Here is an 11610-nt window from a genome sequence, read left to right as displayed (position 1 = left end):
GCGCGGTCATCGTCCGGGCCGATCGCCGCGCACGTGCCGCCGGAGCCGGAGCAGTGCGATCGGCAGTGCCATCGGCGCGAGCTCGAGCGCGAGCACGGCCCCGAGTCGGGCGAGGACGTCGGCCTGCGCGGGTGGGAGTCCTCTCCGGGCGACGGCCAGGAGCAGGCGGGCGGGGAGCGGGAGCGGATCGTCGTTCGACATGCCGCGACCTCATCACGGACCACCGACACCCGTATGGTCATCACCGTCTGGTGGCGCGGGACGTCGTACCCGGCCGACACCCAGGTGCGCGGGTTCCCATCCCGGCGCTCCTCTGTAGAATGAGTAGTTGGTTCAGGCACGACGTGAGACCCCCGCATCCACGCGGACACGGCGCCGTGCGGGACCACCGGCCCGATGACGCGCCGCAGCACTTCCTTAGGACATCTCAGGCACGCACATCAACCGCCCCCGCGCATCACCACGATCGCGACCAGCCGGAATGTGCTCCGGGTCGCCCCACGGGGAATGACTCCGGAACCCGACCGGTTAGCAGTGGGTAGGAAACGAGGTACACATGTCAGACATCCTGATCGACCGCCCCGAGCTCGAGAGCCTCGGCGTCTACGAGTTCGGCTGGGCCGACTCCGACTCCGCGGGCGCGTCCGCGCGCCGCGGGATCTCGCCCGAGGTCGTCTCCGACATCTCCGCGCTCAAGAACGAGCCCGCCTGGATGCGCGATCGCCGCATGAAGGCGCTGAAGCTCTTCGAGCGCAAGCCCATGCCGACGTGGGGTGCCGACCTGTCGGACATCGACTTCGACAACATCAAGTACTTCGTCCGCTCCACGGAGAAGCAGGCGCAGACCTGGGACGACCTCCCCGACGACATCAAGAACACGTACGAGAAGCTCGGCATCCCGGAGGCGGAGCGCCAGCGCCTCGTCGGCGGCGTCGCGGCCCAGTACGAGTCCGAGGTCGTCTACCACCAGATCCGCGAGGACCTGGAGGAGCAGGGTGTCATCTTCATGGACACCGACACCGCCCTGCGCGAGCACCCCGAGATCTTCGAGGAGTACTTCGGCACGGTCATCCCCGCGGGAGACAACAAGTTCGCGGCGCTGAACACCGCGGTCTGGTCCGGCGGCTCGTTCGTCTACGTCCCCAAGGGCGTCCACGTCGACATCCCGCTGCAGGCCTACTTCCGGATCAACACCGAGAACATGGGCCAGTTCGAGCGGACGCTGATCATCGCGGACGAGGACAGCTACGTCCACTACATCGAGGGCTGCACGGCTCCGATCTACAAGTCGGACTCGCTGCACTCGGCCGTCGTCGAGATCATCGTCAAGAAGAACGCCCGAGTGCGGTACACGACCATCCAGAACTGGTCGAACAATGTCTACAACCTCGTCACCAAGCGCGCGATCGCGCACGAGGGGGCGACCATGGAGTGGATCGACGGCAACATCGGCTCGAAGGTCACCATGAAGTACCCGTCGATCTTCCTGGTCGGCGAGCACGCCAAGGGCGAGACCCTCTCCGTCGCGTTCGCGGGCCCCGGCCAGCACCAGGACGCCGGCGCGAAGATGGTCCACATGGCGCCGTACACGCAGTCGTCCATCGTCTCGAAGTCCATCGCCCGCGGCGGCGGACGCGCGGGCTACCGGGGCGAGGTGCGGGTGGACGCCAACGCGCACCACTCCGCCAACACCGTGCGCTGCGACGCCCTGCTGGTCGACACCATCTCGCGGTCGGACACGTACCCGGCGATCGACATCCGCGTGGACGACGTCCAGCTCGGCCACGAGGCCACCGTGTCGAAGGTCAGCGAGGAGCAGCTCTTCTACCTGATGTCGCGCGGCCTGCCCGAGGACGAGGCCATGGCCATGATCGTCCGCGGGTTCATCGAGCCGATCGCGCGCGAGCTGCCCATGGAGTACGCCCTCGAGCTGAACAAGCTCATCGAGATGGGGATGGAGGGCAGCGTCGGTTGACGCCCGCCTCCCCCCTCGAAGGGGCGCCCGAACGGGGCGCCCCGCACCCATCGAAAGGAACCACCGCCTGATGACGGTCCCCACGAGCGCCGCGACCCCCGAGATCGACGGCGCGGCCGCTGCCGAGCGCCTGGGCATCCGCGCCCACTCCGACGGGGCCTTCACGCCCGTGCAGACGCGGTCGGAGCGCTTCGCATCGGCCGACATCGACGCCTTCGAGGCCGTCACCGGACGCGAGATCGCCTGGAAGCTCACGCCCGTCGCTCGGCTCGCCGACCTCATCGACGGAGCCCTCGACGGCTCCCCGACCGCGTTCGAGCACACCGCGGTGGACGGCGTGGAGGTCTCGTGGGTCGGCCGCGACGACCAGCGGATCGGCACCGCCGGCCTCCCCGAGGACCGCGCCGCGGCCAACGCGTGGTCGAGCTTCGAGCAGGCCCTCGTCGTGCGCGTCACGGGCGAGGACGAGAAGGTCGCGACCCTGGTCCGCTCGGGTCTCGGCTCCGCCCCCCGCGCTGCGCACACGATCATCGAGGCGGCACCGTACGCCCGTGCGGTCGTCGTCCTGCAGAACGAGGGCGCCGCGACGCTCGCCGAGAACGTCGAGATCCTGGTCGGCGAGGGTGCCCAGCTCACCGTCGTCACGGTCCAGGAGTGGGACGACGAGGCGCGCCACCTGGCGAACCACTTCATCCGCGTCGGTCGCGATGCGAAGGTCAAGCACATCGTCGTCACCCTCGGCGGCTCGATCGTCCGGGTCAACCCGTCCGCGCACCTCGTCGAGCGCGGGGCCGACGGCGAGCTCTTCGGGCTCTACTTCGCCGACGGCGGCCAGCATCTCGAGCAGCAGGTGTACGTCGACCACGACGCGCCCGACACCCGCAGCCGCGTGACCTACAAGGGCGCGCTGCAGGGCCAGGGCGCCCGCACGGTCTGGATCGGCGACGTCCTGATCCGCAACAGCGCGACCGGCACCGACAGCTACGAGCAGAACCGCAACCTGGTCCTCTCCGACGGCACCCGTGCCGACTCCATCCCGAACCTCGAGATCGAGACCGGCGACATCGCCGGAGCGGGCCACGCCTCGGCGACCGGCCGCTTCGACGACGAGCAGCTCTTCTACCTGCAGTCCCGCGGCATCCGCGAGGACGAGGCGCGGCGCCTCGTCGTCCGCGGCTTCCTGAGCGAGATCGTCCAGCAGATCAAGGTCGCCGAGCTCGAGGACCGCCTCCAGCTCGCGATCGAGGCCGAGCTCGCCGGCAGCGCCGGCCAGACGGGCTCCGCGCACCAGGCGGCGGTGACCGCATGAGCAACGCCGCGATGATCTGCTCCGTCTCGGAGCTGATCCCGAACCAGGCCATGCGCGTCGAGGTCGACGGGGTCGCGATCGCCGTCGTCCAGGACTCGGCCGGCGAGATCCACGCCATCGGCGACACCTGCACGCACGGCGAGATCTCGCTGTCCGAGGGTTTCGTCGAGGGCGACAGCCTCGAGTGCTGGGCGCACGGGTCCCAGTTCTCGCTCCGCACCGGGACGCCTCTGAACCTGCCGGCCTACGAGCCGGTCCCCGTCTTCGTCGTCGAGATCATCGACGGCGACGTCTACATCGACCCGACCGTCACGAAGGAAGTCTGAATGTCCGTTCTCCAGATCAGCGATCTCCACGTCAGTGTCGAGACCGAGCAGGGGACCAAGCAGATCCTCCGCGGTGTCGACCTCACCATCAACCAGGGTGAGATCCACGCGATCATGGGCCCGAACGGGTCCGGCAAGTCCACCCTCGCGTACACGATCGCAGGGCACCCCAAGTACCACGTCGACGGCGGCTCCATCACGCTCGACGGCGTCGAGGTCCTCGACATGTCCGTCGACGAGCGCGCCCGCGCCGGCCTCTTCCTCGCGATGCAGTACCCGGTCGAGATCCCGGGAGTGACCAACACGAACTTCCTCCGCACCGCCAAGACCGCGATCGCGGGCGAGGCGCCGGCGATCCGCACCTGGACCAAGGACGTCAAGGCGGCCATGGGCAACCTGCGGATGGACCCGTCCTTCGCGGCGCGCAACGTCAACGAGGGCTTCTCGGGCGGCGAGAAGAAGCGCAACGAGATCCTCCAGCTCGAGCTGCTCGCCCCGCAGTTCGCGGTCCTCGACGAGACCGACTCCGGTCTCGACGTCGACGCGCTCAAGATCGTCTCGGAGGGTGTGAACCGCGCTCACGCGAACACAGGCCTCGGCGTGCTCCTGATCACGCACTACACGCGGATCCTCCGCTACATCCAGCCCGACTTCGTGCACGTCTTCGTCGCCGGCCGCGTCGCCGAGCAGGGCGGCAAGGAGCTCGCCACGCGACTCGAGGACGAGGGCTACGACCGCTTCCTCACGACGGCGACGGCCTGACCATGGCCGTCACGACGCTCGAGCCGAAGCTCTTCGACCAGGTCGAGGAGGCCCTCAAGGACGTCATGGATCCCGAGCTCGGGATCAACGTCGTCGACCTGGGCCTGATCTACGACCTCGGCTGGGACGACGAGAACGACGCCCTGGTCATCCACATGACGCTCACGTCGGCGGGCTGCCCGCTGACCGATGTGCTCGAGGAGCAGACCGCCGAGTCGCTCGACGGCATCGTCGAGGCGTTCCGGATCAACTGGGTCTGGATGCCGCCGTGGGGTCCCGAGCGGATCACGGACGACGGCCGCGACATGATGCGCGCGCTCGGCTTCTCGATCTGAGGCGGTACGGCGAAGGGCCGGGAGGATGATCCTCCCGGCCCTTCGCCGTACCCGCCGAGCGCTCAGCTCGAGCGGCGGCGCAGCAGCGCCCAGGTGGTCGGCAGCAGGGCCGCGGCGACGAGGATCTTGAGGGCGTCGCCCACCAGGAACGGCACGAGCCCGGCGTTCAGCACCGAGCCGAGATCGGCCGGGTAGCCGAGCGAGCCCAGCGCGGTCGCCAGCCAGGGGAGACCGACGAGGTAGATGGTCGCCGTTCCGGCGAGGAAGGTGACGAGCGTGCCGACCACGCGGCGGTCCCACTGCCGCTGCGCGAGCCACCCGGTCACGATCGCGGCGAGGACGAAACCGACGATGTACCCGCCCGTCGGGCCGGCGAGGACGGCCCAGCCGCTCGAGCCCTCCGTGAAGACCGGGACTCCGAGAGCGCCGACGAGGGCGTAGACGCCCATCGAGAGGGCGCCGCGGACGGCGCCGAGCGTGGTGCCCACGAGCAGCACGGCGAACGTCTGCCCCGTGATCGGCACGGGCCACATCGGGATGTAGAGCTGCGCCATCCCGGCGGTGAGCGCCGCCGCGGCGACGACGAGGACGAGATCGGTGACGATCGAGCGCGCGAACAGGCGGTCGGCGAGGACCGGTCGCGACGGAGCGAGCGAATAGCTGGACATGGGTGTCTCCAAAGGCCGTGTCGCGCAGGAGCGGGGAACGAGAGCGGCCGAGGACGGGGCCGCCGTCCGCGCTGAGCGGACGTGAACCCGCTCCGCGGCTCAGGAAATATACTAGGGGGCTGCCGCATCGCGGCCCTTTGCCCCAGACCTCCCGAAGCGACCGCCAATTCTTGGCGAGAACGGACAGCACTGTGCTGAGCGTGCACGATCTCGAACTCCGAGTCGGCGCCCGACTCCTGATGGAGAACGTCTCCTTCCGGGTGGGCGACGGCGACAAGGTGGGCCTCGTCGGCCGCAACGGAGCGGGGAAGACGACGCTGACGAAGGTCCTCGCGGGCGATCTGATCGCCGCGAAGGGCACGGTCGACCGCGGCGGCGAGATCGGGTACCTCCCGCAGGACCCGCGCTCCGGTGACCCGGAGGAGCTGGCCCGCACGCGCATCCTCGACGCCCGCGGCCTCGGGTCGCTGGTGGTCGGCATGACGGAGGCGACCGAGGCGATGTCGAGCAGCGACCCGGCCGTGAGCGCGGCGGGCATGAAGAAGTACGGCAACCTCACCGACCGCTTCCTCGCATTGGGCGGGTATGCGGCCGAGGCGGAGGCCGCCTCCATCGCGAGCAACCTCAACCTGCCCGACCGGATCCTCGACCAGCCGTTGAAGACGCTGTCGGGCGGACAGCGCCGGCGCATCGAGCTCGCGCGCATCCTCTTCTCGGACGCCAGCACCCTGATCCTCGACGAGCCGACCAACCACCTCGATGCGGACTCCGTCGTCTGGCTGCGGGAGTTCCTCAAGAACTACCGCGGCGGATTCATCGTCATCAGCCACGACATCGAGCTCGTCGGCGAGACGGTCAACCGCGTGTTCTACCTCGACGCCAACCGCCAGGTCATCGACGTCTACAACATGAACTGGAAGAACTACCAGCGCCAGCGCGCCGCCGACGAGGAGCGCCGCAAGAAGGAGCGCGCCAACGTCGAGAAGAAGGCCGGTGCACTGCAGCTCCAGGCGGCCCGCTTCGGGGCGAAGGCGTCGAAGGCCGCCGCTGCGCACCAGATGGTGGCGCGCGCCGAGAAGATGATGAGCGGCCTCGAGGAGGTGCGCGCCGTCGATCGTGTCGCGAAGCTGCGCTTCCCGACTCCGATGCCCTGCGGCCGCACCCCGCTGCAGGCGGAGAACCTCTCGAAGAGCTACGGCTCGCTCGAGATCTTCACCGCTGTCGATCTGGCGATCGACCGCGGCTCGAAGGTCGTGATCCTGGGTCTGAACGGCGCGGGCAAGACCACCCTGCTCCGGATCCTCGGAGGCGTGGACGCCCCGGACACCGGAGTCATCGAGGCGGGCCACGGGCTGCGCATCGGGTACTACGCGCAGGAGCACGAGACCATCGATGTGAAGCGCTCGGTGCTCGAGAACATGGTGTCGAGCAGCCCGAACCTCACCGAGACCGAGGCGCGCCGCGTGCTCGGCTCGTTCCTGTTCACGGGCGACGACTCCCACAAGCCGGCGGGCGTGCTCTCGGGCGGGGAGAAGACCCGGCTCGCGCTCGCGATGATCGTCGTCTCGGGCGCCAACGTGCTGCTGCTGGACGAGCCGACCAACAACCTCGACCCTGCGAGTCGCGACGAGATCCTCGACGCACTGGCGCACTACGAGGGAGCGGTCGTCCTGGTCAGCCACGACGAGGGCGCCGTCGAGGCGCTGAACCCCGAGCGGGTGCTCATCATGCCCGAGGGCACCGAGGACCACTGGACCTCGGACTACCTCGACCTGATCATGCTGGCCTGAGAACGGCCCGCGCCCGCCGGTCCCGCCGAGCGGACGGGGTCAGCGGCGCGCGTCGAGGAGCTCGTCCTCGATCTCGGCGTCGCTGCGGCCGCGCTTGAGGCGCCGTTGCTCCCGCCGCTGCTCCGCGGCGACGACCTCGGGATCGTCGGCGTTGCGCAGTCGGTACTCGTGCCGCACCGCCCAGCCGAGACCGCCGAAGCCCATGAGGGCGAACAGCACCCACTGGATGGCGTAGCTGATGTGCAGTCCCTCGTCGGCGACCGGCTTCAGCTCGGCGAGCGGCGGAGTGTCGATCGGTTGCGGAACCTCCGCGACGAGCAGGCCGAACGCACTTGTGCGGACGGGCTCGTCCAGCTGGGCGCCGAGGTCCTCGAGCTGGATGGTCGCGATCTGCCCCGCGGGAGCCGAGCGGCCCTCGATGCGGCCCTCGCTCGGCTTGAGCCGCGCAGTGACCGTCACCTCGCCCTCCGGCGGAGCGGGCACCGCATCCGGAGAGTCCTGCTCCTGGCCGACCGGGACCCAGCCCCGATCAACGACGAAGACGCTGCCGTCGACCAGCCGCAGCGGCGTGAGCACCTCGAAGCCGGGGTTGCCGTTGTACGGGCGGTTGCGGACGAGGGTCTCGTCCTGCGTCTCGTACACCCCCGTCACCTCGACGGGCCGGTATTCGAGGGCGTCGTCCCACGGATCGCCGCGGCCGATCAGGCCGTCCAGCGGAACCGGATCGGCCGTCCAGTTCTCGGTGACCAGGCGGTTCGTCGTCGCGGCCTCGTCCAGTCGGGCGACCTGCCAGCGCGAGAGCAGCACGCAGGCGACGGCGAACACCACGGCGAGAGCGAGGTAGCCGAACCAGCGGCGGGAGAGGACGAACCTCCAGGAGGGCCTCGGCGCGGAAGCGGTCAACGCGTCGTCCCCCGGTCGGTCGTGTAGAGCGGTCTCACCTCGAGCGGGAACTCCCGTGCGGCGAGGAACTCGCGGAGGAACTCGAGGTGCTCACCGCAGGCGAGCCAGGTCTTGCGCCGGTCCTCCGCGTGGATCCGCGGATTCCGCCACTCTACGGCCCAGGTCGCCGTCGTGGTGCAGCCTGCTCGCGAGCAGGTGTGCCGATCGGGCGTCGTGCCGAGCGGGATCACGGCCTGTCCGCCGGCGGCTCGCCGCCCTCGGCGCTCGGGCTGCTCTCGGGCACGGGCGCGGGGGGCGGCACGGGGCGGGAGAGGACGATCGCCCCGGGCCGCTGGACGTTCCCGCTCTCGCCGATCCCGCCCACGTTGGCGAGCACCACGGCGAAATAGGGGAGGACGATGGCGCCGATCGCGAAGAAGGCGAGCCACCAGCCCTGGGCGAAGATGAGGCAGATCACGCAGACCATGCGGATGCCCATCGCGATGGAGTACTTGATCGCGCGCGCGCGGCGCTCCGCGGTCGGCGACGGCGGGAGGGAGGTGAGCGATTCGCGAGGTTTCACAGCTGTACAAGCCTACGTCGCGCGCGCGGGAGCCGAGCGGTGAGGGCGGGATCTCCGGATGTGTTGCGCAGGTCGCCCCTAGGATGTACGGGTCGTCCGGCGTCACCTGCGCGTCGGCAGGAGGGACATCATGACCACGCCCCGCACCGTCCTCGTCACCGGAGGCAACCGAGGGATCGGCTACGCGATCGCCGAGGAGTTCGTCGCCGCGGGGCACCGGGTCGCGGTCACCGCCCGCTCCGGCTCGGGACCGGCCGGCTCGCTCACCGTCGTGGCCGACGTCACCGACTCCGCCTCCGTCGACGCCGCGTTCACCCAGGTGGAGGCGGAGCTGGGCCCGGTCGAGGTCGTCGTCGCGAATGCGGGCATCACCCGCGACACGCTCCTGCTGCGCATGAGCGAGGAGGACTTCACCTCGGTCCTCGACACGAATCTCACCGGCGCGTTCCGGGTCGTCAAGCGCGCGTCGAAGGGCATGCTCAAGCAGAGGTTCGGCCGTGTCGTGCTGATCTCGAGCGTCGTGGGCCTCTACGGCTCGCCCGGGCAGATCAACTACTCGTCGTCGAAGGCGGCCCTCGTAGGATTCGCGCGGTCGCTCACCCGCGAGCTGGGTGCCCGGAACATCACGGCGAACGTCGTCGCGCCCGGGTTCATCGAGACCGATATGACGGCGGAGCTGCCGGCCGAGCAGCAGGCCGAGTACCGGAAGAACATCCCGCTCGGCCGCTACGGGACCGCGGGCGAGGTGGCGAAGGTCACCCGCTGGCTCGCAGGGGACGAGGCGGCGTACATCTCCGGAGCCGTCATCCCCGTCGACGGCGGTCTCGGGATGGGCCACTGACACATCAGTTCAGGGCTTATATCCGTCCGATATCAGCCCTAAGCTGATGCAATGAGCGCAGCCGAGGTCATCGCGGTCCTGGTCGACCTGGTCGATTCACGCCGCATCGAGGACCGCGAGGCCGTCCAGCGGGACGTCGAGCGGGGATTCGCCGAAGTGGATCGGGCCGTCCCCCCGCTCGAGCCGCTGCACCCGACGGTGGGCGACGAGTTCCAGGCCGTCTACCCGACCCTTCCGTCGGCGTTGGCGGCGACCCTCCTGGCGCGGCTCTCGCTGCCGGCGGGAATCGACTGCCGTATCGGTCTGGGTCGAGGCGAGGTCCGCGTCATCGGGACCGGGGTCGCGGGAGGGCTGCAGGACGGTTCGGGCTGGTGGCGGGCGAGAGAGGCGATCGACCGTGCGCACCGGCTCGAGGACGGCGCCGTCCCCACCGCCCGCGGATGGTTCGTCGGCTCCGACTCACCGGGTCCGGAGGAGGCCGCTGTCAACGCGTACCTGCTCGCGCGCGACGCGCTCGTCGCCCCCCTGAGCCCGCGGGACCGTCGGCTCGTCCTCGGGACCGCGCGTGCGGTCCCGCAGAGGGTCCTTGCGGAGCAGGAGTCGATCTCGCAGTCCGCGGTGTCGCAGGCCCTGCGCCGGGCCGGTGCGCAGGCTCTGCTCACCGGGTCGAGGCTGCTGGAGGACGCGTGCTGACCGCCCTGCTGCTCGTCCTGGTCGGCGGGTCGGATGTGCTGCGCACCCACCTCGGCCGCACGGCGGCGACGGTCGCGATCGTCGTCCTCGGCACGGCGGCGGTGGTCGCCTCGGTGGCGGGCCTGGGTGCTCCGGTCGTCGGAGCGGCGGTCGTCGTGGTCCTCGCCGCCCTCTGGCTCCTCGTCTCCACCACCGAGGCCGGGCGCCGCCCGCCGGGAGGGGTGCGAGCCGTCGTCGGCCTGGCGGTCGCAGTCCTCACGCTCACCGTCGTCGACCGCGCCGCGCCCGGCCTCGAGGGTCCCCTCGTCGACGCCTGGACCGCTCTCGATCCTCCCGCTCGCGGTCGGTCGCTCGAGCAGGTCCTCCTCGCCGTCGGCGCCGCACTGCTCCTGCTCGAGACCGGGAACGTGATCGTGCGGGCCGCCCTCCACCGCGAGACCGTGCCGGGCACCGAGCGCGCGACCGTCCGCCGCGGCTTCTCGCTCCGGGCCCGCTTCTCGCGTCCAGCGGAGCAGGAGGTGCCGCAGCCCGATCTCCGGGGCGGGCGCGCGATCGGTCCTCTCGAGCGGATCCTGGTCGCCGGACTCACGCTGTCCGGTGCGATCGGGCTCGCCGGCGCCGTCTTCGCAGCCAAGGGGATCGTGCGCTTCCCCGAGATCTCCCGGGACGGCGATCGCGGCTCGAAGGCCGAGTACTTCCTGGTCGGCTCGCTCGTCAGCTGGACGCTCGCCCTCGGATGCGCCGCGCTCGTCGCGCTCGCGGGAGCGTGACGCCCGCCCTCAGCCCCGCAGGCCCAGGACCGGCAGCAGCTGGCTGAGATCGATGCCGTCCACCACCAGGTCGGCGCGCTCGCGCACCAGCGGCTTGGCGTTGAAGGCGACGGCGAGGGCGGCGGTCGCCATCATCTCGAGGTCGTTCGCTCCGTCGCCGATCGCGATGGTCCGCCCGACGGGGACGCCGGCGTCCGCCGCCCACTCGAGGAGGGCCGCGGCTTTCGCGTGGGCGTCGACGACCGGCCCGTCGACCGTTCCGGTCAGCACGCCGTCGCGCTGGGCGAGGCGGTTCGCCCGGGCGTAGTCGAGCCCGAGCTCCTCGGCGACGGGATCGAGCACCTCGTGGAACCCGCCGGAGACGACGCCGATCCGGCCGCCCGCCGCGTGCACTCCTGCGATCAGCTCCTGCACCCCGGGCGTGACCCGCAGTCCGGCCCGCACGCTCGCGCAGACGCTCTCGGGGACGCCCGCCAGCGTCGCGACGCGCTCGCGCAGGCTCTCGCCGAAGTCGATCTCGCCGCGCATGGCGCGCTCGGTGACCTCGGCGACCTGCTCCTCGGATCCCGCGTGAGCGGCGAGGAGCTCGATCACCTCGTCCTGCAGCAGAGTGGAATCGGCGTCCAGGACGACGAGGAAGCGGGCAGGCGTCGCGGGACGCTCACTCATGAGGGGC

The 11610-nt window shown here is 70.5% G+C and carries 15 protein-coding genes; 9 read left to right on the top strand and 6 right to left on the bottom strand.

Annotated elements, in window-relative coordinates:
• Window positions 1–6: 6 nt before the first annotated feature.
• On the bottom strand, window positions 7–201 hold the full coding sequence (locus tag IOC53_RS01420; RefSeq protein WP_207402609.1) for a hypothetical protein: 195 nt from the start codon (window positions 199–201) through the stop codon (window positions 7–9).
• 355 nt (window positions 202–556) lie between these two features.
• Here IOC53_RS01420 and sufB point away from each other — a divergent pair, with 355 nt between their 5' ends.
• The 5 genes from sufB (at window position 557) to IOC53_RS01395 (ending at window position 4707) form a co-directional block, all read left to right on the top strand.
• Window positions 557–1975 carry a Fe-S cluster assembly protein SufB gene (gene sufB / locus IOC53_RS01415; RefSeq protein WP_207402608.1) on the top strand — a complete coding sequence of 473 codons (1419 nt, stop codon included), beginning with the start codon at window positions 557–559 and terminating at the stop codon, window positions 1973–1975.
• Window positions 1976–2045: 70 nt separating this feature from the next.
• A complete protein-coding gene (sufD, locus tag IOC53_RS01410; protein WP_207402607.1) occupies window positions 2046–3284 on the top strand; it encodes a Fe-S cluster assembly protein SufD in 1239 nt (412 codons plus the stop codon).
• The gene (locus tag IOC53_RS01405) at window positions 3281–3610 is read left to right on the top strand and encodes a non-heme iron oxygenase ferredoxin subunit (RefSeq protein ID WP_077222834.1); all 330 of its coding nucleotides are present in this window, start codon (window positions 3281–3283) and stop codon (window positions 3608–3610) included. The genes sufD and IOC53_RS01405 overlap by 4 nt, the downstream gene beginning before the upstream one ends.
• On the top strand, window positions 3611–4372 hold the full coding sequence (gene sufC, locus IOC53_RS01400) for a Fe-S cluster assembly ATPase SufC (protein ID WP_207402606.1): 762 nt from the start codon (window positions 3611–3613) through the stop codon (window positions 4370–4372).
• 2 nt (window positions 4373–4374) lie between these two features.
• A complete protein-coding gene (locus IOC53_RS01395; RefSeq protein ID WP_055792004.1) occupies window positions 4375–4707 on the top strand; it encodes a metal-sulfur cluster assembly factor in 333 nt (110 codons plus the stop codon).
• 62 nt (window positions 4708–4769) lie between these two features.
• Here the strand turns inward: IOC53_RS01395 and IOC53_RS01390 are convergent, their stop codons facing one another.
• Complete coding sequence (locus IOC53_RS01390; protein WP_207402605.1) at window positions 4770–5375, bottom strand: biotin transporter BioY; 606 nt, start codon at window positions 5373–5375, stop codon at window positions 4770–4772.
• Between the two features lie 191 nt (window positions 5376–5566).
• Between IOC53_RS01390 and abc-f the strand changes: the two genes are divergently transcribed.
• Window positions 5567–7165 (top strand): ribosomal protection-like ABC-F family protein, encoded by a 1599-nt coding sequence (gene abc-f / locus IOC53_RS01385; RefSeq protein WP_207402604.1) that lies wholly within the window; start codon window positions 5567–5569, stop codon window positions 7163–7165.
• Between the two features lie 39 nt (window positions 7166–7204).
• Here abc-f and IOC53_RS01380 read toward each other — a convergent pair whose 3' ends face one another.
• Genes IOC53_RS01380 through IOC53_RS01370 form a run of 3 tightly spaced genes read right to left on the bottom strand, consistent with a single transcriptional unit; the run spans window position 7205 to window position 8630 of the window.
• Window positions 7205–8068 (bottom strand): SURF1 family protein, encoded by an 864-nt coding sequence (locus IOC53_RS01380; protein ID WP_207402603.1) that lies wholly within the window; start codon window positions 8066–8068, stop codon window positions 7205–7207.
• The gene (locus IOC53_RS01375) at window positions 8065–8298 is read right to left on the bottom strand and encodes a hypothetical protein (protein ID WP_207402602.1); all 234 of its coding nucleotides are present in this window, start codon (window positions 8296–8298) and stop codon (window positions 8065–8067) included. The genes IOC53_RS01380 and IOC53_RS01375 overlap by 4 nt, the downstream gene beginning before the upstream one ends.
• Window positions 8295–8630 (bottom strand): DUF3099 domain-containing protein, encoded by a 336-nt coding sequence (locus tag IOC53_RS01370; RefSeq protein WP_207402601.1) that lies wholly within the window; start codon window positions 8628–8630, stop codon window positions 8295–8297. Before IOC53_RS01370 ends, IOC53_RS01375 begins: the two co-directional genes overlap by 4 nt.
• Before the next feature lie 130 nt (window positions 8631–8760).
• Here IOC53_RS01370 and IOC53_RS01365 point away from each other — a divergent pair, with 130 nt between their 5' ends.
• The 3 genes from IOC53_RS01365 to IOC53_RS01355 are packed head-to-tail and all read left to right on the top strand — an operon-like array spanning window position 8761 to window position 10934.
• Entirely contained in the window at window positions 8761–9471 is a 711-nt protein-coding gene (locus IOC53_RS01365; protein WP_207402600.1) for a beta-ketoacyl-ACP reductase, read from the top strand.
• Window positions 9472–9522: 51 nt separating this feature from the next.
• The gene (locus IOC53_RS01360; protein WP_207402599.1) at window positions 9523–10164 is read left to right on the top strand and encodes a SatD family protein; all 642 of its coding nucleotides are present in this window, start codon (window positions 9523–9525) and stop codon (window positions 10162–10164) included.
• The gene (locus IOC53_RS01355) at window positions 10158–10934 is read left to right on the top strand and encodes a hypothetical protein (protein ID WP_207402598.1); all 777 of its coding nucleotides are present in this window, start codon (window positions 10158–10160) and stop codon (window positions 10932–10934) included. The genes IOC53_RS01360 and IOC53_RS01355 overlap by 7 nt, the downstream gene beginning before the upstream one ends.
• A gap of 9 nt (window positions 10935–10943) precedes the next feature.
• On the opposite strand, the gene serB is transcribed toward IOC53_RS01355, so the two are convergent.
• Window positions 10944–11603 carry a phosphoserine phosphatase SerB gene (gene serB, locus IOC53_RS01350; RefSeq protein WP_207402597.1) on the bottom strand — a complete coding sequence of 220 codons (660 nt, stop codon included), beginning with the start codon at window positions 11601–11603 and terminating at the stop codon, window positions 10944–10946.
• Between the last annotated feature and the right edge of the window lie 7 nt (window positions 11604–11610).

Source organism: Rathayibacter sp. SD072, assembly GCF_017355185.1.
GTDB lineage: Bacteria > Actinomycetota > Actinomycetes > Actinomycetales > Microbacteriaceae > Rathayibacter.
Note: the sequence above shows the minus strand (reverse complement) of the source record. Positions and strands in the feature narration are given on the sequence as shown.